19 protein-coding genes are annotated in these 23108 nt (G+C 46.8%); 16 read left to right on the top strand and 3 right to left on the bottom strand.

What is annotated here, in order from left to right:
* The first annotated feature begins 38 nt into the window (after nt 1–38).
* The 6 genes from ACFQZT_RS03995 (at nt 39) to ACFQZT_RS03970 (ending at nt 8538) form a co-directional block, all read left to right on the top strand.
* A complete protein-coding gene (locus tag ACFQZT_RS03995; RefSeq protein ID WP_379296765.1) occupies nt 39–1001 on the top strand; it encodes a carbohydrate ABC transporter permease in 963 nt (320 codons plus the stop codon).
* 16 nt (nt 1002–1017) lie between these two features.
* Entirely contained in the window at nt 1018–1851 is an 834-nt protein-coding gene (locus ACFQZT_RS03990; RefSeq protein ID WP_379296763.1) for a carbohydrate ABC transporter permease, read from the top strand.
* Nucleotides 1848–3629 (top strand): glycoside hydrolase family 66 protein, encoded by a 1782-nt coding sequence (locus ACFQZT_RS03985; RefSeq protein WP_379296761.1) that lies wholly within the window; start codon nt 1848–1850, stop codon nt 3627–3629. The genes ACFQZT_RS03990 and ACFQZT_RS03985 overlap by 4 nt, the downstream gene beginning before the upstream one ends.
* A 239-nt stretch (nt 3630–3868) precedes the next feature.
* Entirely contained in the window at nt 3869–5671 is a 1803-nt protein-coding gene (locus ACFQZT_RS03980) for a cache domain-containing sensor histidine kinase (protein ID WP_379296759.1), read from the top strand.
* Nucleotides 5672–5684: 13 nt separating this feature from the next.
* Entirely contained in the window at nt 5685–7250 is a 1566-nt protein-coding gene (locus tag ACFQZT_RS03975; RefSeq protein WP_379296757.1) for a response regulator transcription factor, read from the top strand.
* Nucleotides 7251–7275: 25 nt separating this feature from the next.
* Nucleotides 7276–8538: an extracellular solute-binding protein gene (locus ACFQZT_RS03970; protein WP_379296755.1), complete on the top strand. Its 1263-nt coding sequence runs from the start codon at nt 7276–7278 to the stop codon at nt 8536–8538.
* Nucleotides 8539–8541: 3 nt separating this feature from the next.
* Here ACFQZT_RS03970 and ACFQZT_RS03965 read toward each other — a convergent pair whose 3' ends face one another.
* On the bottom strand, nt 8542–9468 hold the full coding sequence (locus ACFQZT_RS03965; protein ID WP_379297946.1) for a response regulator: 927 nt from the start codon (nt 9466–9468) through the stop codon (nt 8542–8544).
* A gap of 176 nt (nt 9469–9644) precedes the next feature.
* Between ACFQZT_RS03965 and ACFQZT_RS03960 the strand changes: the two genes are divergently transcribed.
* Complete coding sequence (locus tag ACFQZT_RS03960; protein ID WP_379296753.1) at nt 9645–10922, top strand: cation:dicarboxylate symporter family transporter; 1278 nt, start codon at nt 9645–9647, stop codon at nt 10920–10922.
* A 54-nt stretch (nt 10923–10976) separates the two neighbouring features.
* Here the strand turns inward: ACFQZT_RS03960 and ACFQZT_RS03955 are convergent, their stop codons facing one another.
* Nucleotides 10977–11264: a hypothetical protein gene (locus tag ACFQZT_RS03955; RefSeq protein ID WP_379296751.1), complete on the bottom strand. Its 288-nt coding sequence runs from the start codon at nt 11262–11264 to the stop codon at nt 10977–10979.
* A gap of 303 nt (nt 11265–11567) precedes the next feature.
* Between ACFQZT_RS03955 and ACFQZT_RS03950 the strand changes: the two genes are divergently transcribed.
* From ACFQZT_RS03950 to ACFQZT_RS03920, 7 genes are all read left to right on the top strand, one after another.
* Nucleotides 11568–11915 carry a DUF2294 domain-containing protein gene (locus ACFQZT_RS03950; protein WP_379296749.1) on the top strand — a complete coding sequence of 116 codons (348 nt, stop codon included), beginning with the start codon at nt 11568–11570 and terminating at the stop codon, nt 11913–11915.
* Nucleotides 11916–12171: 256 nt separating this feature from the next.
* A complete protein-coding gene (locus tag ACFQZT_RS03945; RefSeq protein ID WP_379296747.1) occupies nt 12172–13275 on the top strand; it encodes an ABC transporter substrate-binding protein in 1104 nt (367 codons plus the stop codon).
* A gap of 73 nt (nt 13276–13348) precedes the next feature.
* Nucleotides 13349–14281, top strand: coding sequence for a nucleoside hydrolase (locus ACFQZT_RS03940; protein ID WP_379296745.1), 933 nt, complete (start codon nt 13349–13351; stop codon nt 14279–14281).
* Between the two features lie 27 nt (nt 14282–14308).
* Nucleotides 14309–15130, top strand: a complete 822-nt coding sequence (locus ACFQZT_RS03935; RefSeq protein ID WP_379296743.1) for an ABC transporter permease — start codon at nt 14309–14311, stop codon at nt 15128–15130.
* 4 nt (nt 15131–15134) lie between these two features.
* Nucleotides 15135–15923 (top strand): ABC transporter permease, encoded by a 789-nt coding sequence (locus tag ACFQZT_RS03930; RefSeq protein ID WP_379296740.1) that lies wholly within the window; start codon nt 15135–15137, stop codon nt 15921–15923.
* 15 nt (nt 15924–15938) lie between these two features.
* On the top strand, nt 15939–17000 hold the full coding sequence (locus tag ACFQZT_RS03925) for an ABC transporter ATP-binding protein (protein WP_379296738.1): 1062 nt from the start codon (nt 15939–15941) through the stop codon (nt 16998–17000).
* Between the two features lie 21 nt (nt 17001–17021).
* The gene (locus ACFQZT_RS03920) at nt 17022–18737 is read left to right on the top strand and encodes an adenine deaminase C-terminal domain-containing protein (RefSeq protein WP_379296736.1); all 1716 of its coding nucleotides are present in this window, start codon (nt 17022–17024) and stop codon (nt 18735–18737) included.
* 604 nt (nt 18738–19341) lie between these two features.
* On the opposite strand, the gene rpoN is transcribed toward ACFQZT_RS03920, so the two are convergent.
* Nucleotides 19342–20652, bottom strand: coding sequence for an RNA polymerase factor sigma-54 (gene rpoN / locus ACFQZT_RS03915; RefSeq protein WP_379296734.1), 1311 nt, complete (start codon nt 20650–20652; stop codon nt 19342–19344).
* Between the two features lie 391 nt (nt 20653–21043).
* Here rpoN and ACFQZT_RS03910 point away from each other — a divergent pair, with 391 nt between their 5' ends.
* Together ACFQZT_RS03910 and ACFQZT_RS03905 are read left to right on the top strand one after the other, a co-directional pair.
* Nucleotides 21044–21877 (top strand): nucleotidyltransferase domain-containing protein, encoded by an 834-nt coding sequence (locus ACFQZT_RS03910; RefSeq protein ID WP_379296732.1) that lies wholly within the window; start codon nt 21044–21046, stop codon nt 21875–21877.
* Nucleotides 21878–21894: 17 nt separating this feature from the next.
* Nucleotides 21895–23088: an MFS transporter gene (locus ACFQZT_RS03905; RefSeq protein ID WP_379296730.1), complete on the top strand. Its 1194-nt coding sequence runs from the start codon at nt 21895–21897 to the stop codon at nt 23086–23088.
* The last annotated feature ends 20 nt before the right edge of the window (nt 23089–23108 follow it).

The raw sequence follows: 23108 nt of genomic DNA, 5'->3' as shown, positions 1-23108 counted from the left end.
AGCTCTATGCGGCGATTCATAGGAAGGAGTGCATAACAGTGGAGATTGAAACTCCGGGTTTAAATGCCGCAAGGATAAAGCAAGAAAGCATGAGCCGCCGTTTCCGGAAAGGATGGAAACAATGGGCTGCTGTACTACCCTTTATCGCGTTGGGTGTTCTTGGCACCGCCGTATTTGTCATCTACCCGATGATTAAGAACATCATCATCAGTTTTCAGGATTACTCGATTATGCCGGGAGCCGTAAATTCTTTTGTCGGGCTCGACAACTACAAGTTTGCATTCAGCGACCCGAGCCACAAATTTGATATGGCCGTCAAAAATACGATTCTGAACGTTGTTGTAACGGTACCCGTCAACTGGTTCTTGGCTATCTTTTTCGCGGTACTTATCCATTTGAAGTTTGTGAAGTTCAAGCTCGCGTTTCGCACGATTTATTATTTACCCATTATTACATCATGGATTGTGGTTGCGTTTTTGTTCCGGTTTCTTTTTGCAAGCGGGGAATATGGATTGATCAACTATATTCTTTTGAACGGGCTCAGGGTCATCGATAAACCGATTAACTTCCTGGCCAACTACTGGACGGCGATGCTGGTTATTTGGTTATTTCACATTTGGAAAACGGTCGGATGGGGCGTCATCATTTATCTTGCCGCGCTTCAAGGCATATCCAGGGATTATTACGAAGCGGCTGAGATTGACGGCGCTAACGGTGTACAGCAGTTCTGGAAAATTACGGTTCCTCTGCTCGCGCCGGTCACAGCTTTTATACTTATCAATTTGATAAACGGAGCGTTTAACTTCTTTCCGCAGGTTTACTTTATTACCAAAGGCGGGCCGATGGATCAGACCCAGACGCTGCCGAGCTTGATGTTTATACAAGCGTTCACGAACTTTAAATTTGGCTACGCCGCCGCTCTCAGTGTCATGATGGGGCTTGCCATCTTTGCTTTAACTTACACGCAAATGAAAAAATTCGGCAATCAGCGCTTCTTATAGCAGGAGGGGAAAACGAATGCAAACAAAGCTGTTATCGAGAATCGTCATCTATGTCATTATTATAACCGGAGCCTTGTCGTTTCTGTTCCCCTTCGTCTACATGGTGCTGACCAGTTTCATTAGGGGCGCTTACTCGCTGCCCCGGCCAAAAGAGATTTTTTCCGTCATTCCGAATCTGTATAATTTTCAAATTGTGCTAGGGAAAAACAATTTTGCCCTCTATTTCATGAACAGTATCATCGTGACGTCGGTAGCCATGACAGGAGGGTTGCTTTTAGGAGCGTTAACGGCTTACGGCTTTGCCAGATTCAGGTTTCCGGGAAAAGAAGGACTGTTCCGGATGTTTCTACTGACGACCATGATTCCTGGAGCGATCAACATCATCCCGCAATTTCTGATTATTAAAAATCTGGGACTTGTCAGCACGTTCGGCGGCTTGTGGCTGCTCTACATCGGCGGCGGCGTTGTCGGGAGTACATTTTTCCTTCGCGGTTTCTTCGAAAGCATTCCGAAAGAACTGGAAGAATCGGTGTTAATGGACGGCGGCGGTAACTGGCGCATATTCTGGAATATCTACCTCCCGCAGTCACTGCCAGCCATCGGAACGCTAGCCATATTCTCATTTCAAGGTACTTGGGAAGAATATTTTACCGCGCTCGTCATTTTGAAGAAGGAATCGCTGCGCACGCTGCCGATCGCCCTGCAGGCTTTTAATGATAAGTACGCGACCAACTACGCACAAGTATTTGCGGCTTCGATCATCGCGCTTTTGCCGGTTATTCTGGTGTATTTGATTTTCCAGAAACGTTTCGTACAAAGCGGGTTTAACGAGGGCGGTGTCAAAGGGTGAGAGGGTCACGGGTTTGGCGTTCAGCCGGTGTAATGGCTGTATGTGCAGCCGTGCTGGCGACAGGCTGTACGAATCAAGAGGCGATTCGGGTGAAAACTGTCGCTGACGGAAATCTTTTTAAGCAGGTTGCGACGAATAAGGCCATCTATAAGCCCGGAGAAGCCGTAAAGTTTGACGTAACTTTGCAGCAGCCGGTTTCCAAAGGCACCTTGGTCGTTCGCTATAAGCATTTGAGCGAAATGGTTAAGACGGAGGAGCTAAGCGTGCAGGGCGAACAATTGTCGTGGGACTGGACGCCTCCTCAAGCGGACGGGAAAGGCTATATGGCTGAGCTGATGCTCAAACAAGACGGCAAATGGGTGGACCATACCAACATTGCGGTGGATGTTTCGAGCGATTGGGGCAAGTTCCCGCGTTACAGTTATTTGGCTGATTTCCCTCAGATGGATAGTCAGGCGATGAGCGAGGTAATCAATCGCCTTAACCGATTCCATATCAACGGCATTCAATTTTACGACTGGCAGTACAAGCATCAGATGCCGGTCAAATGGGAGAACGGCAAACCCGCGGATTCATGGCAGGATATTGCCAATCGGCCCGTATCGTTCGAAACGGTTAAAGGATATATCGATCTTGCCCACAAGCGCAATATGAAGGCTATGAATTATAATCTGTTGTTCGGCGCTTACGCGGATGCAGAGCAGGATGGCGTGAAGAAGGAGTGGGGGCTCTATAAGGATCCGCTTCACGAGCGGCAAGACAAACATCCTTTGCCGGACTCCTGGGCAAGCGACATTTATTTGTTCGACCCTTCGAATCCGGAGTGGCAAAACCATTTGTTCCAAGAGGAGAAACGGACATTCTCGGTGCTTCCGTTTGACGGGTTTCATGTCGATCAGCTAGGCGATCGGGGCCCGCTTTGGAGGTACAATGGTAAAAGCATCAATCTGGCAGCCACGTACGGCGACTTTCTCGAGAAAGCCAAACAAAGTTTGAACGTTGATTTGGTCATGAACGCCGTCGGACAGTATGGGCAAGGCTCGATCGCGCAAGGCCCTGTTAAGTTCCTTTATTCCGAAGTGTGGGAGGGGCATCCGCAATTCCGCCATTTAAAAGAAATCGTAGACCAGAATGCGAAATACGGAAAATATCAATATAACACCGTTCTAGCAGCTTACATGAACTATAAACTGTCTAACTCTGCCGGCGAATTCAACACTCCTGGCGTCCTTCTCGCGGATGCCGTAATGTTCGCGATCGGAGGTTCGCATCTGGAGCTTGGCGAAAATATGCTGTCCAAGGAATATTTTCCCCATAAGAATTTGAAGATCCCTGCGGTCTTGGAGAAACAATTGGTCACTTACTATGACTTTTTGGTGGCGTATCAAAATTTGTTGAGAGACGGCGCTCAGGAAACCTCTCTAGAGGTTATCGCCGGTAGTCCTGGTATACAGCTTTCTAAAACCGCCGATAAGGGAAAGATTTGGTCGTTTTCAAAGGAAAAGAACGGTAAGGATATCGTGCACTTTATTAATTTCACAGATGCGACAACGATGAATTGGAACGATACGGACGGCAAGCAGGCGGAACCGCAGCAGATAGACAGCGTTACCATTACGGTCAATTCAGCGAAAAAAGCAAAGCGCGTTTGGCTGGCATCGCCGGATTATCATGACGGTTCTCCGGTGATGATTGATTTTAAACAAGAAAACGATCTGATTCATATGACTATGCCTTACCTGAAATATTGGGATATGGTAGTTATAGAGTACACGTAAATAGAAATACGGCTGCTGTACCCGTAAGGTTGGGAGATGGCAGTCTATTTTTGTTTTTGAGTAATAAAAGACCCCAAAAGTGAAATAAAGTACACCAAATCTAGCGTTGAAAGGGGTTACAATAAATACGGAAGCGCCTTATGCTGTTTGGGGGGAATTTTAAAGTAACATCTTCTAGGGTTCTTCTCTCCCTTCATGTAAAATAAAAGTAAGGAATGACGCAGAAGTAGGGGGGCAGCATGATTCGAACCAAACGGTTTACAAACCGCTTCGCCGTGAAAATGAGTTTCGCTTTTCTTCTCGTTAGTTTGATCCCTATTATTTTTGCCAGCGTATCTTTTTACATGGAATCAACTTCGATCGTGAAGAAAAATGTTCGTGAATCCACGATTCAATTAGCTAAACAGACAGCGGATTCGCTATCTTTCATTTTTAATGTCGGAAGCGACACCTCCGATTATATATATAGCGATACCAACGTACAGAATGCAGCTCTGCAGTTAAACAGCAGCCCGCCTGATGAACAAAACCGGATGAACCAATATATGGACTCGATGCTGAATCATATTGTGTATTCCAATTCCTTCGTGAAGATCATTTATGTGATGAGAAACGATGGGGGAGGATGGGGAAGCGGAGCTTTTTCCGCCAGCAAATTAAAACGTGTGAACTTATCCAAAGAAGCCTGGGTGAAGGAGGCTAAGGATAAGGACGGAGAACCGGTTTGGCAAGGTTTGCAATATGACCGATTTAGTGGAGCGGGCGATAATACGGATCTCATTTTGCCAGTAGGCAGAGTGCTGAAAGATTTTCACACTTTAAATAACATCGGACTTGTGATGGTGAACTTAAACGGGCGTTCTATTCTAAGCACCATTGAGCAATTAAAGCTGGGCGAAACCGGCAAATTTTTCGTTGTGGATTCGGAAGGGAAAATAATGATCGATTCCGACCTCAGCCTGATCGGTAAGAAGGTGGAGAATCCAGAGCTTTACAAGGGAATTGTAGGGAATAACTCAGCAGAATTTGAATTTACCATAAACGGGCTGCCGCATTATGGGGTTAAACAGTTTTTGAACAACGGCTGGATGATCGTGGGTACAGTCCCGGTCCGAGAAATTACAGATCAGCTAGATCGGCTGCAAGGCAGTATTTTCGTCTCATCCGGGCTGTTCGCCTTACTTGCGATTATGATCGGGCTCCTGATTGCCGGCTGGGTAACCAAGCCTATTAACCGTCTGACCCGGGATATGAGGCAAGTCCAACAAGGGGACTTGAAAGTTCGGACACCTATTGATTCTTCGGATGAAATCGGTCTCCTGAGCAAACAGTTCAACAAGATGCTAAAGGAAATCGAACAATTGATGCAGCGTGTGGAAGAGGAACAGCTCCAGAAACTTCAAGCGGAAGTTCGGGCTGTGATGCATCGGATTCACCCTCATTTTTTATATAACACGCTAAGTACCTTGCGATGGCTGATCAAATCCAAACAAAATGAACGGGCTGATCAAGGCTTATCGGCGCTAACACGGCTCATGGAAGCGAATATGGGCAAAAACGGGAACCTGATAACGGTAGCGGAAGAACTGGATATCATTCAGAAATATTTGGTGATTCTCGAGTTGCGGTACGAGAAACGGTTCTCGCTCGATGTGAAGCTGGATCCCGGAGCGGAGTCCATCATCATCCCGCGCATGCTTTTACAGCCTTTGGTAGAAAATGCGATCTTCCACGGGATCGTTCCGAAAAACACAGATGGCCGGATTACGATTGATGTTCAAATGAAAGAGGAGACTGCGGAGTTTCTCATTTCGGATGACGGATTGGGAATGGAAGAGGAGAAGCTCCGCGAGTTGCGTGATCCGGAGACGGCGATTATGAATGGAACTATAGGCATCGGATTGCGCCATTTATATGATACGCTTGCACTCCATTATGCAGGACGTTCGGAATATGCAATCGAAAGTGTCTTACAGGAGGGGACAACCGTTCGAATCACGCTCAGAAACCCCGAAAGATTGAAAGGACAACAAGAGCAATAAGGGGGGAATGGATATGTACCGTGTTCTCATCGTGGATGACGAGCCCGTTATCCGCAATGGAATTAAAGCTTTTATCGATTGGGAAAAGGAAGGTTTGTCCGTAGCTGCCGGTTGTGCCAACGGAATGGAAGCTTTGTCCCTGTTGGAAAGTTCTCCTGTGGATATTCTTATCACAGACATCAAAATGCCCCTTATGAACGGTATACAGTTGATGCAGCAAGCCTTGCAGCTATATCCACGGATTAAAGTCATCCTGATAAGCAGCTATAGTGACTTTGAGTTTGTAAGGGAAGGGCTCAAGTTTGGAGCCATCGACTATTTGTTGAAGCCGACACTGGAATCTGAAGATCTGCTTGCCGTTCTTCAGCGCTGCATATCAATGCTGGAAGAAGAAAAGAAGAAAGCATCAGAGTGGACACGTTTCAATTCGGATGCCGTTTATCGGGATCGAAGAAGGCTTGAACACGAAGTGAAAAGGCAGATTGTTTTAGAGCAGGAGTACGATCTTAGCAGGGCACCGGAATGGATGGGACAAACGATTACATGTGCCTATATGATGCTGGACCGTGCCCAGGAACTACTGGAAAATCACGGCCATCTGCATGCGCAGCTGCTTCTGGAAGATCTGCAGGAATCGTTCTACGCGGATGTGAATGAAGGCGTGGCTGCACTGGTAACTTCCGACAACAGTCTGTTTCTTGTGCTCCCGGAGGGCTCGGGCAAGGTTGAACCGCTGCTAGTCAATTGGATACAAAAGCTGGATAAAGATTTCAGAGTATCAGTTTCGACTGGGATATGCACCATCAGTGGAATCCGGGCAATAGGCCGTGGCTTCAACGAGAGCCGAACGGCTTGCCGGGAGAGATTCTTTAAAGGTCTGGGCAGATTGTTTTCGGTAAGTGTGACGAAAGAGATTGCTGCGTGGCAAGAGGCTCCAGATCATGGCGAAACACCGGATTGGACGGATCTTGCTGAGCAGGTTCGCGGCCGCAGTCCTGTTACATTAGTACTCGAACAGGTCCATGGGCGATGGGCAGAGGGGCGCATGGATCCTGATCAAATCAAGCAAGAAGCCTGCAGTCTGCTTACGGAAGTTCACCAGATTTACGCGGATATGGGGGCGCTTCTCCCCGAACGGCTTGATCTTCTAAGAGCCGCTGAAACTCTTGAACAGTTAGAGACAATTTTAAGTCGTCATTTGGAGGATATAGGAAAGGGACCTGCGCACAAGCAGCCTGATAAAGGATTTAGCGGTCAGTTAATTGCGAAAGCATTAGCCTACATCGATAGCCATTACACCGAGGATTTGACCTTGCAAAGCACGGCGGATGCCGTACATGTCAGCAAAAGCTATTTCAGCCTATTATTCAAAAAGCAGACCGGACAAAACTTTATCGATTATTTGATCGATTTGAGAATTCGGGAAGCGAAAAGGCTCTTGATCATAAAGGAAAGCAGAATCTATGAGGTCGCGGAGGCTGCGGGATTTAACGATGTGAAATATTTCAGTAAGTTATTCAAAAAAATGACGGGCTTTACGCCCGGGGAATTTAGAGAGAAGTATCAAGCCTCTGAATAACTTGATTAGGGGGAGGGGACGGGCAATGGCAAGGCGATGGCTTATTATTGTATGTCTAGTTATCCTTACGACCGGGTGCGGTAAATTTAATGTCATCTCCGATCCAGATAAGGTAGAGGTTCTCCAAGGCAAAGAAGAGCATATCATCGAATTCTGGCATACCTATAGCGATGAAGAAACCCGATTGTTAGAAAAGGATCTTGTGCCTGAATTCGAACGGCAGCACCCGGGTATTCGTGTGAAGGCAGTGCGGCAGACGAACAATGAGGAGTTGAAGAACACCTTGATCGCGCGCGCCTCTTCCATGAAAGGTCCCGATGCTGTGCGGATGGATATCGTTTGGGTGCCCGAGTTTTCGCACAAAGGGTTGCTGGTACCTCTCAACCAGTTCCCGGAGTTTGAAGCGATTCGGAACCGGTTGCGTCATGATGTCATGGATATCGGCTTGTACCAGGGTCAATATTTCTCGTTACCTATGAATATCAACACCAAAATTGCCATTTATAACCGTGATCTGATAAAAAAGGCGGGCCTTTCAGGACCCCCTCAAACGCTGGAAGATACATTTGAATTCGCACGAAAAAATCAGTATACGATTGGTATAGGAGGTCTCGAGACCTGGAGTACTCTTCCGTATATTTATGGTTTAGGCGGGGCCTTGACGGACGAACAATATACAAAGGCAACCGGATACTTGAATGGGCCTGGAACTGTAAGCGCCGTGGAGCGTTTGCTCTCGCTCTTTAAGGAGGGAACGATTGTGAGTTCCATGTTAAAAGGCGGCGGGGATAATTGGGAAGGCGTAAAAGGCGGCAATGTGTTCATGACGGATGACGGACCGTGGTTCTACAGCGTTTTTAGCGGTCAAGATTTGGGCAATGCCATCCATTCGACATTCCGTATTCCGATGCCCCATGACAGTGGGCCGGCTTCCATCATTGGCGGTGAGAATCTAGTAATCATGAAAGGAAGCAAGCAGCCCGAGGACGCATGGGTCTTTGTGAAATGGTTGACCGGCATAGAAGCGCAGCTTGTCATGTCCAAAACCGGACTGATCCCAACTAACGTTGATGCGTTTAAAGCTCTTACTTTCAAAGAGGACTCATATATCGGGCCGTACGTGGAGGCGCTCAACCATGCATTCGTTAGGCCGCCGGTAAAGAATTGGACGAAAATCGATGAAGTCTATACCCGACATATGCGCAAAATTTTTCAAGGCGATATCTCCGTGAAGGAAGGATTAACCCGCGCAGCGTCGGAAATCGATGCTTTATTAAAGGATCGGTAATCATTAATTCATAGATTGCTTAGCTTCAAAATAGAGCACTTGCACAAACTTTTTTGTGTTAATTTTGGTTTGAGATAAGGATGGTTTTAAATTATTTTGCAGCTCGAGCATTTTTTTGCGGATTTCGGTGAAATCAAAAAATTTCGAGGCGTAATTTTCAAATTTGGGATGGGAGTAGTCGGTAAGGCCGAGTGAGGCTACATGGCTCAATGTTTGGAAGATGGCCCTGCGTACCCGCTGCTCCGAAGCTTTGATTTCTTTATTTAATTCAGCGGGTGAAGATGAGCTCCCCAGCTTTTTTGCAGCGATATGGACAAAGATGGATTTCAAAGAAGGAAACCTGTTCAGCGTTAGAACAGCTTCTTTGTCATATTGATAAAGATATTCCAGAATGTCCAATAAATCTTTGCTGCCTGCTTCCCCGATCATCCCAAGCTCTGATAAAAGAAGTTGACCGGAAGTGACGATGCTTTTTTCCGGGATGGGCGGCTCGCCCAGTTCCCGCGGCTTATCGCCCACGAAAACTTGCAACGTTTTCTGAATATCGTTGATCGATTTTTGCAGCCGTAAGCGTTCCTTGACCTTTTGAATGATGGCTAATATTTCAAGGCGGTTAATCGGTTTGGCGATATAATACTCGATACCTAGCGAATAGGCTTCGCCAATCATTTTTTTTGATTCGATTTGTGAAATCATAATAATTTTCCCTTTAAAATGAGGTCCAATCGCACGAACGGTCTGAATGCCGTCTCGAATCGGCATAAGTAAATCGATAAGCAGAATATCGACTTTCTTCAGCTCCAGCAATTCAGGATTTACATAAGAACCGTCTTCCGCTTCCCCGACGACTTCCCCAAGCTCCTCATCTTCGATAATATCCGTTAGCATCGAACGAACTCCATGATCGTCATCCACAATAAAAAATCGCATGTCGTTATCCTTTCCGAGCGAGCTGTCACCAGGCAGTCGCACCTGAACTATCATACTTATCCGGAAACCCTATGTAAAGATCCGCCCCGATTTTTTATGGGTTGTAGATTTTTGTTGTTTTAAGTAGATGGGGATTTAGAATACGTTTACATTAACGAAGATCAGGGGTGAGTGTAATGAAAAAAATCGGTTTAACGCTGCAAATTTTTATCGGACTGGCTTTAGGTATTATTATTGGCGCTTTTTTCTACGGAAATTCAGGAGTTGAAAATTATTTAAAACCGATAGGCGACATTTTTATCCGTTTAATCAAAATGATCGTCGTTCCCATCGTAATTTCTACACTTGTTGTAGGGGTTGCCGGGGTAGGGGATATCAAGAAGCTGGGGAAAATCGGCGGGAAAACCATTCTTTATTTTGAAATTGTTACAACGGTAGCCATTATCGTCGGTTTGCTCGCAGCCAACTTGCTGAAACCGGGTACAGGCGTAGATATGTCGCATCTGGCGAAGACCGATATTCAGACGTATGTAAATACGGAGAGCAAAGTTAGTCATCACTTCATGGATACCATTGTGAATATTGTCCCTACGAATATTGTACAGTCGCTTGCAAACGGTGACATGCTCGCCATCATTTTCTTTGCCGTCATGTTCGGTTTGGGCGTTGCCGCGGTTGGGGAGAAAGGAAAGCCGGTTATTCGCTTCTTTGAAGGCGTTGCGGATGCGATGTTCTGGGTGACGAATAAAATTATGTATTTTGCTCCAATCGGTGTCTTTGCGCTTATTGGTGTAACCGTTTCAAAATTTGGAATAGCCTCCTTATTGCCGCTTGGCAAACTGGTTCTATCGGTATATGGATCCATGCTATTTTTCATTTTTGTAGTCCTGGGCATTATTGCCAGAATGTGCGGGACAAGAATTATGACGCTGATTAAAATATTAAAAAGCGAACTGCTGCTTGCTTATTCAACGGCAAGCTCGGAAACAGTGCTGCCCAAAATCATGGAAAAAATGGAGAAGTTCGGCTGTCCGAAGGGAATTACTTCGTTCGTGATTCCGATCGGTTATTCATTTAATCTGGATGGATCTACGCTCTATCAAGCGCTTGCCGCGATATTTATTGCGCAAATGTACGGTATTGATATGCCGATCAGTACGCAAATTACATTGATGCTCGTTCTGATGGTGTCTTCCAAAGGTATTGCAGGAGTGCCCGGCGTTTCCTTTGTCGTTTTATTGGCAACACTCGGCTCCGTTCATATTCCCATTGAAGGATTGGCGTTCATTGCGGGCATTGACCGGATTCTTGATATGGCGCGCACCGTTGTGAACGTGCTTGGAAACTCCCTGGCAGCCATTGTGATGTCGAAGTGGGAAGGGCAATACAATTCTTCCAAAGGGAAGCAATACGCGGCTACCTTTAAAAAGGAATCGATGCAAGAGGTTGCTTAAAGCGGCATAAGGCCTGTCTATAATAACAGGCCTTTTTGCTGCCATCCTTTCAGGCTAATTGGTTTCTTTCAATGTGGCGTTGAATGCGGCGCGGTTATCCCATAGAAATGAAACGATGGTGTTACGCTCGTCAAAAAACGACTCGTTTTCATCCCGATATTCGTTACCTTTTCCGTGTACGCTAAACCGCTCGCCGCCATAGCTCATTAAGGTCCATTGCCCCCCGCGTTTCCGGTCAGCGAATACGAAATAATGTTTTCCGCCTGAATGGTCCCACTCCGCAATGGTGGAAAAGTTGTCTAAAATCACATCAATGTCGTTTTTCTTTTTTATTTTCATCATACCTCACCCTTCCTTATTATATGAATAAATTTTCATAGATTTCTTAGTCGTCTTTCCTTATACAATTTTTTTTTATTTTATAACACATCCATGAATTATTATAGGGTTCTAAAATAAGAAGTTTTGTCGGTTTTTGCTGTCTCGTTTATGGATACTAGTAGGGGTGATATTCGGGAAATTGGAATGTTTTAAATAAATGGAGGCGGATTGCGCCCGATTTTAGATAGAAAGACGAACGATAATCTTGATTATTTCTGAAATCCTATGTATTATTAAAGTATAAATGTTCTTGAAGGTGATGCCATGCAGCAACTAGATTCTAATGAATATAAGAAGAAGCTATGTCACCTCTATAACGAAATATCGAAAGAGTTGTTCGGGTTTGGCACAACACTGCTGAAAGTTTCCATTGATCAGAACATTATTACGTTTCATGCCAAACATCGCCGATCGCCGCGCTCAACGGCATTGGAAGGTGAGGCGCCGACACTCAAACACGAAGTCGATTTTTATATGTCCTCTATCTATAAGAAGAGGATCCGGGAGAGGCTGGAGCAAGAGCTTGGCCTATCCATGGATGCGGTATTAAGAGACTATGACCCGCCGACGCAATGGGCGATTACGAACATTATTCTTAAACAAACCGAATAGTTGTTGTCATTGGTGTTTCTCTTTTGATCTATCTTAAGAGGAAACCGCATGGATGTTACCAGCAGATGACTCTTTGCATTGTTTACAATGAAAAGTGCTCTTGTTAGAAGCTTTCTTCTATCAAGTGTACTTTTCTTTTTTTTATATAGAGCAAGGACAAGACATGCATAGTTGTGGGGTCTTGGGAAGCATACTAGTAAAAATTGGCAGGGGATTCACGATTCAAATCAGATGAAAACTTGGGAGGACGACGAAGATGAAAAAACAAATGATTCGCGGTTTACTATCTTTATCAGTAGTGGGACTAGCATTGACAGGATGCGGAACGCCTGCGAAGGATCAGGGGAATACAACGGCTTCAACAGCGCCTACAGCGGCGTCAACAGCTGCATCAAAAGGGGAACCTACACAATTGGTTATTTCCACTTGGGGATTCTCGGATGACTTCTTCAGGAAAGAAGTGTATGCGCCATTTGAAAAAGAACATAATGTCAAGATCGTTACGGAAGTCGGCAACAATGCAGACCGTTTGAACAAAGTGAAACAAGGCAGCTCGAGTGTGGACATTATCTATTTATCGGATTTCTACGCACAACAAGGGATTGAAGCGGGTCTGTTCGAGAAGATTGACCGCAGCCGGATTCCGAATTTGAAAGACATTTACGATCTTGCCAAAGCGCCGCTGGGTGAAGATTACGGTCCAGCATACACAATAGGTCAATTGGGGATCGCCTATAATCCGAAAGCGACCGGCAAAGAGATCAAGTCTTGGAGCGACTTGTGGAGCCCTGAGCTTGCCAAAAAGCTGACACTGCCGAATATTACGACGACTACGGGTCCTATGGTTCTGGATGCGGCGTCACTTGTCGCCGGGGCTACTACATTTAATGAAGATCAAGCGTTCGCAAAGGTTAAAGAACTGAACAAAGGAGTCGTCAAATACTACGGTCAAACCTCCGAGTTCGTCAACATGTTCTCGCAAGGTGAGATTGCTGCAGGTCCGATCATGGAAATGTATGTGAAGGATCTGAAAGCGGCTGTGCCGGATACGAAGTTCATCACTCCGCAAGAAGGCGGATATGCCGTTATGAACACGGTCAACGTGGTGAAAGGAAGCAAAAATAAGCAGCTGGCCGAGGATTTCATCAACTGGCATTTGAGCAAGGAAGTACAGGAGAAATCAGCCAAAGCGAAAGTGGATTCGCCGGTGAATACGACGCTTCAGTTGTCGGGGGACGAAACGACAGGGATTACCTATGGAGCTGACGTCGTGAACAAACTTCGCAAGTTGGATATGAAATTCGTCAATCAGAATCTCAAATCGTGGATTGCTCGCTGGAACAAAGAAGTCGCTCAATAAATAACACCGAACAAGGGTATATGACCGTGTATATACCCTTGTTTTTCTTAAATGAATTTAAGGGGGCTTAGTCATGAAAAAGAAGGTCATCCTTGATGTAGATACGGGCGTGGACGATGCCCTTGGTATACTGCTGGCCATTCGCAGCGGAGACATGGATGTACTCGGAATTACTACCGTGAACGGTAATGTTTCGCTTGACCAAGCGACTGATAATACATGCAAGATCCTTCAGCTGCTTGGAATGGAGCAAGCGATCCCCGTGGTTAAAGGGGCGAACGAGCCCTTGATGCGGCCTGCATTTTTTGAGCATCGGGTTCATGGCAGAGACGGGCTTGGAGGCGCTTTAAGCGACATGCCGGTTCATATGAAGACGGCCGAGGGACACGCTTGCGATTTTATCGTGGACCAAGTGCGGAAACATGCGGGGGAAGTCACTTTGGTGATGACCGCGCCGCTGACGAATTTGGCCCTGGCGGTTATGAAACACCCGGAGCTGGTCCAACAGGTGAACGAAGTCATTGTGATGGGGGGCGTCGTTCAAGGCTTCGGCAATGTGACGCCAACGGCGGAATACAACATGTACGTCGATCCGGAGGCGGCCAAGATCGTTTTCCATGCCGGCTTTCCTAAATTAACGCTTGTTGGATTGGATGTAACGCGTAAGGCGCTGCTGACGGAAAAGCATATTCAAGAGCTCGGAGATTCTACTATCGCCAGATATGTTCAGGCAAGTACGGCTGATTATATGCAGCGATATTTTGAACGCAACGGCGTTCGCGCTTGCGCGCTCCATGATCCGCTGGCTGTCGGGGTGGCTCTCCGCAAATCGCTTGTCACAACCCGCCACTATTACGTTGATGTAGAAACCAAAAGTGAGCTTTGCGACGGACAAACGGTATGCGATTTCCAGAATCGCTTGTCCAAGGAAGCTAATATTCATGTGTGTACCGATGTATCGGCTGACGAATTTCTCGAGCTTTTTATCCACGCTCTGCGTGCCTAGCGAAACCTGGAACAGGAGTTAACCTACATGAAAAAAAAGTACTTATCTTTCCTATTGCTACCGGGACTGCTGTTCCTGACGGTTTTCATGGTGGTTCCGATCCTTCTTACGATAGGTTCAACCTTTTTCGATAAAGGAACATTTACACTTGAAGGGTACTTGGGGTTCTTCAAAGACCCTTATTTTCTCAAAATATTGTGGACGACATTGCGTGTAAGCCTGGTGACAACCCTGCTTTGTATCCTGCTGGGGTTTCCGGTGGCATACTTCATCTCCAAACAGAGCCCGAGACAAAAGGCGATCCTGCTAGCGCTGGCAATATTTCCGCTGCTGACGAGCTCCGTTGTGAGGTCGTTCAGCTGGATGATTATTTTGGGCAAAAAAGGACTGCTCAATAATGCTTTGTTAGCGATCGGTCTCATTAAAGAGCCGCTCGATATTTTATATACGCCTACGGCGATGATGATCGGACTTATCCATCTTTTTCTGCCGCTCATCATCATTACGCTCGTCGGTGTTCTTGAGAATATTGATCCGGATCTGATCAAGGCGGCAGAGAGCTTGGGTGCGGGCCGTTTGACGGCTTTCGTCAAGGTAATTGTGCCGCTCAGCGTACCTGGATTAATCATCGGCAGCATTCTCGTTTTTGTCGGAAGCTTAACGGCTTATACGACGCCGGCTCTGCTCGGAGGCAAGCAGCGGGTCATTTCCACTTTCCTTTATCAGAATGCTATCACACTGAACGATTGGTATCTCGCCTCCGTCATTGCCGTTATTATGATCGTGATCACTTTCGTTGTCATCGCGCTCATGAACAAACTGGCTACTAAACTAAATCCGAAGGGGTAGAAGTATGCGGGAGAAGAATCGCGGGCTAGGCTTGTTTACGCTTCTTGTTTATATATTCTTGCTCGGACCGCTCGTCATTATTGCTTTTGCTTCATTTGAACCAGGGAGTGTATTGAAATTCCCGCCGCAGGGATTTTCGTTGAAATGGTACCGCAACATCCTGGAAGTCAAGATGTTTGTTACGACTTTAGGCACTTCAATCCTTGTTTCGCTCTTAGGCAATTTGTTTGCGCTGCTGCTCGGGATTCCGGCGGCATACGCTTTAAGCCGGTTTCAGTTCAAGGGCAAAGAGGTGCTCAATGCGGTATTTATTTCCCCGGTGCTTATTCCAGGTATCGTGCTTGGATTTACAATGCTCAAGTACCTGATCGTGACCTATCACCTGCCTATATATGCAGCATTACTTGTCGGACATACGGTGATTATGCTTCCTTTTATCATCCGCGTCGTTGCATCAAGCTTATCGAATTTCGATTTTGCGGTGGAAGAAGCAGCGTTAAGCCTGGGGGCAGGACAGCTGAAAACCTTTTTTAAAGTGGTCTTGCCGAATATCAAATCCGGTATTATCGCGGCCATTCTTATCGCATTCTTGGAATCATTTAATAATGTCGACATCTCGGTCTTTATGACCGGACCCGGAGTCAGTACGCTGCCAATCCAGATGCTGACGTATGTGGAGAACCATTTTGACCCCACGATTGCCGCTATTTCTGTGTTGCTTATGATCTTTACTGCGGTACTTATGTTCATTATTGAACGGTTGATGGGCTTATCCTACTTCACCAAACGATAACGGAGGCATTCATCCATGGCATTGCTATCACTGGAACATATATCGGTTGCCTATGACCAGCACTATATTCTGCAAGACTTCAACCTGAATGTTGAAAAAGGAAGCCTGATCTCGCTGCTCGGCCCAAGCGGGTGCGGGAAAACGACGACGTTACGGCTAATCGCCGGATTCATCGAGGCGAAATCAGGCAAATTCTCATTAAACGGAAAAGATTATACACGCATTCCCGTCAACAAACGGAACTTCGGATTCGTGTTTCAGAGCTACGCTTTGTTCCCGCATTTATCCATATACGATAATGTGGCCTTCGGTTTGCGCCTTCGCAAAGTGAGCGGAGCGGAGATCGATCGCCGGGTCCGGAACATTCTGGATATTGTAAGCTTATCCGGCTTTGAAAAACGGTTTCCGAAAGAGCTTTCGGGCGGCCAAAGACAGCGTGTCGCTATCGCCCGGGCGCTCGTCATTGAACCGGAGCTGCTGCTTTTCGACGAACCGCTCAGCAACCTGGATGCCAATCTGCGCATCAACATGCGGGTGGAGATCCGTCGCATTCAGCAGGAGCTGGGCATCACGACGGTCTACGTATCCCACGATCAGGAAGAGTGCTTCTCCATTTCGGATCAAGTTGCGATTATGAATAAAGGAATCATTGAACAGTTGGGCGCACCGGCAACCATTTTTAAATATCCGAAGACGGAATTCGTCGCTCGGTTTATCGGTTTTACGAATTTCATTTCCTTCGATACAAGATTTGAGGGAAATGAAGAGATTGCACTGAAGGTAAAGGAATATATGTTTACCGTTACGAAGCACGCCAACAAAGGGGAACAACTGGGTAAACAGGGGGCCATTCGCCCGGATGATGTAGTCATCGGAATGCCGGAGGATATTGAACAGGGGCCGAATCGTTTGGCAGGCCGCATCAAAGTGAGCACGTTCCTCGGAAGAAGCTACCAATACGTCGTAGAGACGGAACTGGGTGATTTCACAGTGAATAAAGAAATGGAGCTTCCTTTCGCGAACGGTCAGGAGGTCAGACTTCATTTTCCGAGCGAGAAATTGGTTTTAGTTGAGTAGCGTACTTGGAGGCGAAGGCAGATGCGTGTAGATGTACTGATCGAGAATGTACAAATTTATAACAGCTATTTTAAAACGTTCATCCAAGGCAATGCGGCCATTTTGGACGGGAAGTTTCTATATATCGGGAAGCGGGGAGCCGAAAGTTTCGAAGCGGCTTCACATTTGGACGGGGCGGGGCAGTATATGATCCCGGGCCTTATCGATATTCATTTGCATATTGAGAGCACCATGGTGACGCCGGAGACATTCTCCTATGGTCTTATCCGCAATGGCGTTACAACTATCGTTCCAGAACCGCATGAGATCGCCAATGTTTTTGGTCTTGATGGGGTGAAGGAAATCATTAAGGCCAGCAAGCATTGCGTCGCAGACATGTTTTATGCGATTCCAAGCTCTGTTCCTGCCACTTCGATGGAAACGACCGGGGGCGCGATTGAAATTGAAGATTTGGACGAGCTGCTTCGCACTGAACGAATCATTTGTTTAGGCGAGATCATGAACTACGTGGATGTGATCACGGACCCCGACTGTAAGACGAATCAAATTTTAAACCATATTCGCAGCAACTATCCTCATCTCATCATAGAAGGACATGTTCCGAAACTATTGGATTTGGATTTGCACCGGATGATTTACAGCGGCGTAGATTCTGATCATACCCATCAGTCGATTGAAGGCATGGAAGCTCGGATCGCAGCGGGCATGTTTATCGAAATTCAAGAGAAGTCGATGACGCCTGAAGTGATGGCTTACTTGATGAATCACGACGTGGCCGAGCATTTTTGCTTCGTTACCGACGATGTGATGGCCGATTCGTTTGAGCGCCGGGGGCACTTGAATCACATCGTTCGTAAAGCGATTTGGATGGGAATGAAGCCCGAGCAGGCGATATATGCCAGTACGCTTTCCCCGGCGAAAAGGATGCGGATGTATGATCGCGGCGTCATAGCGCCAGGGAAAATCGCAGATTTTCAGCTCCTATCCAATCTGGAGCAGTTGAAGATCGAGCAAGTTTACAAACATGGACGCAAAGTCTATGATGTACGCGAGCCGTATAAGCCTACTGTCCAAGCCCCAGCTTTTCCGGCGCACTATTATCAAAGCGTTCATATGGCGTCGTTAACGGAGGCTGATTTCACGGTGAACACCGAAGCAGCTGATGGCCGATATGCCTGCCGAACGATGATGGTGAAGGATGGGTCCACGTTTACCGAGGAGCGTCAGGTTGAGGTTGACGTTCGTCAAGGGAAGCTCTGCTGGCAAGAAAGCGGCTGCGGCCTTATTGCTACGTTTGAACGGTATGGGAAAAACGGAAACCGCGCCTATGGTCTCATCGGCGGGGATACGATCAAGCGGGGAGCCGTGGCGACGACTTACTCCCATGATAATCATAACCTGCTGGTTGTCGGTCATGATCCTGTCGATATGATGATTGCCGCCAATGAAGTCATCAACAACCAAGGGGGCTTCAGCGTCGTCCTGGACGGCAAAGTCATTGCCAGTCTTAAGCTGCCCGTTGGCGGCATTTTAACGGAAGCACCACTAGATGAAGTCGCCAAGGAAGTCGAACAGCTGCGCAAAGCCATGGAATCGTTAGGCTACCGTCATTATAATCCGATCATGTCGATCAGTACGCACTCATTGCCAGTAAGCCCGGCGCTTAAAATTACGGACTTCGGGTTAATCGACGTCAATCAAGGAAAAGTCGTACCTTTTATCATCCATGAACATTGAAATTAGCTAGGTCATGAGGCTAAGTCCAAAGTGACTTGGCTTTTTTTCATGGTATCGGAAATTATGCAAGATGCTGAATTGTGGGTAAATGACGATCTATCCACGGATTTGTCGAGTGGCAAGTCCCAATAAAAAACGCTCCTTTTGGCTCGCTCTTCCACAGATTTGATTGCACATCAGGCAACCAACGGCCACTTTCAAAGAAATGAGGGGGGGGACCTTCGGGTCACCCGCTTGACAAAGAACAAAGGTCGTTATTAGTGATCAAGTTTGACGCTAAATTTCGGAGAAATAGCCAATTCGAGGCTCGAAAGAACAAAAGTCCATAAACAACGAACAATCTTCGCTAATTATGGACTTTTATTCGTATGAGACCAGTTTGGGACATTTCTCCAAAAAAATAGCGTCCAACTGGGCGCTAATAACGACTTTATTCCTTATCGTCTGCTGAAGGGGCATAATTTTAATCTCCTGGTGGGTGGTAACCGTACAGAAAACGATTTGAACGGAATGGGGTAAAAGGGGGTGTGCCATGAAGAACTTCAGTGGTAATACCCTATTATTTATGGCGCGATAAAGACATGTTCTTAATTAAGGATGATTGCTATTTGGCATATTGCTTGCGTTCGGCCGCAACAAGTATGTTCAGTTGTTCGCGGTACTTGGTTACGGTGCGTCTGGAGACACGCAAACCAGCTTCCTGCAGTTGGTCGGTCAATTTTTGGTCGGACAACGGCTCGGATTTGTTCTCGCGTTCCACGAGTTCGCGGATTTTTTGTTTGATTTGGATGGCCGACACGGCATCATTGTCCGATTGCTTGATCGATGAGCTGAAAAAGTGCTTTAACTCGAACAGCCCCCATGGCGTCATCGCATACTTTTGGTTAACCGCCCGACTTACGGTAGACTCGTGGATGCCAAGAATTTCAGCCACTTGCCACATGGACAACGGCCGGATCGCAGCGGGCCCGTTCTGGCAGAATACATGCTGGTGATCGAAAATAACCGATGCCACCTTTAACAAGGTCGCTTTTCTATGCTCGATACTGTCGATGATGCTCTTGACCCTTTTCCATTTTTCACCTAGGAAAGATGACACTTCATTCGCGAGCGGCCCTTTCATCATCTCCATATATTCTTCATTCAGTGTAATGCGCGGAAGGGATGCGTCATGCATCATGATTTCAACCTTGTCGTTCGTATTCGTGACTGTAACATCAGGCTGAATATACTGCGTCTTCTCTTGTGTATATAGGGCGCCCGGCTTCGGATCAAGGCGGCTGATACGGCCCACGGCCTGTAGAATGTCGGGAAGGTCGACATTGTATTTTTTGGCGAGCAGCGTGAATTTGCGTTTTGCGATCTCATAGAGGTCTTCCTCAATAAGACGGCGCACTAAAGGATCCTTGCCATGATCAGGATCAAGTTGCAGCAGCAAACATTCTTGCAAGGAAGAAGCTGCAATGCCGCGCGGTTCCATCTTTTGTACGATTTGGATAGCGCGGCATATCGCATCTACAGGCACATGTAGAACCTCGGCGATGCCTTCTGCACTGAAGGGGAGATACCCTTTTTCATCGAGAGAACGAATAATAAATAACGTTATTTTATATAGCTCGGAGTCGAGCCGATAATCGTGGAGTTGTTCGGTTAAATGGGCTTCAAGTGATTGTTCTTGCTTGCTCTCGATATTGAGCCACCACTCGTTATTCCAATCCGCCTTATGGCGGGAGCTCGGTTTCATTCTGCTCATGAAGCTTTCGTAACGGTACTCCAATAACGGGTTGTCCTTAGCTTCTTCCTTTACGAATTCGACGAGATCCAGAGAGGACATATGCAAAATTTCGATAGACTGACGCAATTGCGGCGTTAACTGGATGTTCATCTTATTGCTCAGCGATAACGATAATGCCATTGAAAAGCTCCTCCCTTAGAAAAATGATAGCGCATTCATTTTTGTGCTATTCCTATTATATCGCTAAAATGCTGGTTTCTCAATGGATCAGAGTAAGACGGATTCCCCCTGAATGACATGGTTAGTGGTCATATCGGATTTAGCCCGAGATGGCAGGAAGAAGATTTTCGTTGTTTCTGGAGCTTGAATGATGGATGGGGTGAGTTAAGAAGGTATTGATTGGTGGCAAAAGCGTTCCTGTCGAATGGTCACAGGGAAGGCTGACACTGAAGGAAAAAATAGTTCTTGAACCGGAAACTACACTTGTCGTACAGTTTTAGTATACATGTGTCGGAAAGCCGGCCCTGCTTCATGTTGGGTCGGCTTTCCCTTCGAATGGAGGCGATTGCATTTGGGTGCCAATGAAGTGATTGAATCGGTTGTTAGGCAATTACGCAATGTCCCTGGAATCAGAGCCATTGTATTGGGCGGATCTAGAGCCCGTGGCACAGAGACGCCGGAATCCGATATTGACATCGGACTTTACTACCGGTCTGATTACCCGATCGATACGGATGCTCTTGATCGGGTAGCGTCATCAATTGACGACGAGCGTCGCAGTGGTCTAATCACACCCATAGGCGAATGGGGGCCGTGGATCAACGGCGGCGGCTGGTTGAAGGCGGGAGGTTTTTCAATGGATTTCCTCTACCGTGATGCAGGAATCGTATCCGGAGTGATCGACGATTGCCGCCAAGGTCGGATCGACATCCATTATCAGCCAGGGCATCCCCATGGATTCTGCACATCCATTTATATGGGGGAAGCCGCGTATTGCCGACCGCTCTGGGATCCGGATGGCCTTGTGGCTGAGATGAAGACGAGGACAACGCCATTTCCTAGCTCCCTTCGGCAAGCGACGATCTCAAAGTTCTTGTGGGAAGCGGATTTTTCAGTTTCAAATGCAAAAAAAGCAGTAGCTCGTAAGGATGTTTCTTATGCGGCAGGTCATCTCTTTCGGACGGTAAGTTGTTTGGTTCAAACGTTGTTTGCATGCAATGGGGTTTATCTTCTGAATGAGAAAGGGGCGGTAGCCCAGTGCAGCCGGTTTCAAATAGCCCCAATCGATTTCGAGTCGCGCGTTCGGGAAGGCTTCGCATGTTTATCAGCTGAGCTTTCTGATTTGTCCAGGTCAATCGGCATATTCGAATCGCTCGTCCGTGAAACGGAAGCATTCGTTTCTTGAGCGAGGGATCATTTTAAGTGAGAAAGAAGGGGCTGACAACGAGGCATTACTTCTTTTTGTTGTTTTATGTGGTCATTTATATGGGCAACGCCGTTTATGGCACGTTTTTGCCGGTTTATTTGCATGGCATCCAATTTTCCCAGGAGCAAATCGGCATGCTTCTTAGTCTGGGGCCCTTGGTTGCAATGTTCGGACAACCGGTATGGGGGGCGCTCGGAGACAGAGCCAAGACGAAGAACAGTGTGCTTTGCTGTCTCTTGATCGGAAGCGGAGTCTCGATCATGTTCTTCCCGCTCTCCCATCAATTTATTTACTTGCTAGTTTGGATATGTATGTTTACTTTTTTTCAAACATCCATATTCGCGATCAGCGATGCGATAACTTTGGAAGAGCTGGACCGGCATCCCACTTGGAGCTTTGGCTTCATTCGCCTCGGCGGTACCGTCGGATTCGCCGCGATGTCTCTCTTTTTCGGTATCGCAGCCAAGTCGCACATAGGTTCAATGTTCCCGGTCTACGCAGGGACTATGGCTGTCGCCTTGCTGCTGCTCTGGCGATTTCCGCAGGCTGCCGGTCGTTCGGCAAATGTCACCGGCAAACGGTTCCGGGAGCTTTTCCGCAACGGTAAGCTGATGTTTTATCTGGGGATCAATTTTGTCGTTCAAATTACATTGGGATATTATTATTCGTTCTTTCCGATCTACTTTAAGGAGATGGGGGCAGACAGCACGCTCCTGGGATGGTCGATGGTCATTTCTTCGCTTAGCGAGCTGCCGTTTCTCTTGTTTTCCGGCAAAATTATCAAACGTGTTCCGATATCCGTCATTTTGATCGTTGCTGCACTCGCATCCTCGGCCCGCTGGTTCTTGTTTGCCATGATCGGCAATCCCTATTGGATATTGCCGGTGCAGATGCTGCACGGACTTATTTTCATCGTGCTGTCCGTCACGCTGGCTACGTTCATCAACCGTGAAGTGCCTTCGGAATGGAAGGCCAGCGGACAAACGCTTAATGGCTTGCTCAGTCTTGGGGCTGCTCGCATTATCGGCAGTTTCTTGGGAGGAATCCTGAGCACAGCATACGGGATGAGACAAGTTTTTTTATATAGCTCATGGTTTTCTTTGGCGTGCGTGATCGTGGTTGGGCTTGTCATGCTGATCCAAAGAAAACAAAGAGCGGTAAGAATAGGCATCGAAGATTTTCGGAATTAAAACTGCTAGATTCGAAGGGG

Origin of the sequence: Paenibacillus sp. GCM10027628 (genome assembly GCF_042676385.1) — a bacterium.
In the GTDB taxonomy this organism is placed as follows: Bacteria; Bacillota; Bacilli; order Paenibacillales; family NBRC-103111; genus Paenibacillus_E.
Note: the sequence above shows the minus strand (reverse complement) of the source record. Positions and strands in the feature narration are given on the sequence as shown.

What these genes read in the sequence shown, in the direction of transcription:
- ACFQZT_RS03960 (WP_379296753.1), top strand. Translation starts at nt 9,645, where the DNA reads ATGAAAAAAATCGGTTTAACGCTGCAAATTTTTATCGGACTGGCTTTA.
- ACFQZT_RS03925 (WP_379296738.1), top strand. Translation starts at nt 15,939, where the DNA reads ATGGCATTGCTATCACTGGAACATATATCGGTTGCCTATGACCAGCAC.
- ACFQZT_RS03935 (WP_379296743.1), top strand. Translation starts at nt 14,309, where the DNA reads ATGAAAAAAAAGTACTTATCTTTCCTATTGCTACCGGGACTGCTGTTC.
- ACFQZT_RS03955 (WP_379296751.1), bottom strand. Translation starts at nt 11,264, where the DNA reads ATGATGAAAATAAAAAAGAAAAACGACATTGATGTGATTTTAGACAAC.
- rpoN (WP_379296734.1), bottom strand. Translation starts at nt 20,652, where the DNA reads ATGGCATTATCGTTATCGCTGAGCAATAAGATGAACATCCAGTTAACG.
- ACFQZT_RS03975 (WP_379296757.1), top strand. Translation starts at nt 5,685, where the DNA reads ATGTACCGTGTTCTCATCGTGGATGACGAGCCCGTTATCCGCAATGGA.
- ACFQZT_RS03945 (WP_379296747.1), top strand. Translation starts at nt 12,172, where the DNA reads ATGAAAAAACAAATGATTCGCGGTTTACTATCTTTATCAGTAGTGGGA.
- ACFQZT_RS03970 (WP_379296755.1), top strand. Translation starts at nt 7,276, where the DNA reads ATGGCAAGGCGATGGCTTATTATTGTATGTCTAGTTATCCTTACGACC.
- ACFQZT_RS03965 (WP_379297946.1), bottom strand. Translation starts at nt 9,468, where the DNA reads ATGCGATTTTTTATTGTGGATGACGATCATGGAGTTCGTTCGATGCTA.
- ACFQZT_RS03920 (WP_379296736.1), top strand. Translation starts at nt 17,022, where the DNA reads ATGCGTGTAGATGTACTGATCGAGAATGTACAAATTTATAACAGCTAT.
- ACFQZT_RS03930 (WP_379296740.1), top strand. Translation starts at nt 15,135, where the DNA reads ATGCGGGAGAAGAATCGCGGGCTAGGCTTGTTTACGCTTCTTGTTTAT.
- ACFQZT_RS03950 (WP_379296749.1), top strand. Translation starts at nt 11,568, where the DNA reads ATGCAGCAACTAGATTCTAATGAATATAAGAAGAAGCTATGTCACCTC.
- ACFQZT_RS03980 (WP_379296759.1), top strand. Translation starts at nt 3,869, where the DNA reads ATGATTCGAACCAAACGGTTTACAAACCGCTTCGCCGTGAAAATGAGT.
- ACFQZT_RS03990 (WP_379296763.1), top strand. Translation starts at nt 1,018, where the DNA reads ATGCAAACAAAGCTGTTATCGAGAATCGTCATCTATGTCATTATTATA.
- ACFQZT_RS03940 (WP_379296745.1), top strand. Translation starts at nt 13,349, where the DNA reads ATGAAAAAGAAGGTCATCCTTGATGTAGATACGGGCGTGGACGATGCC.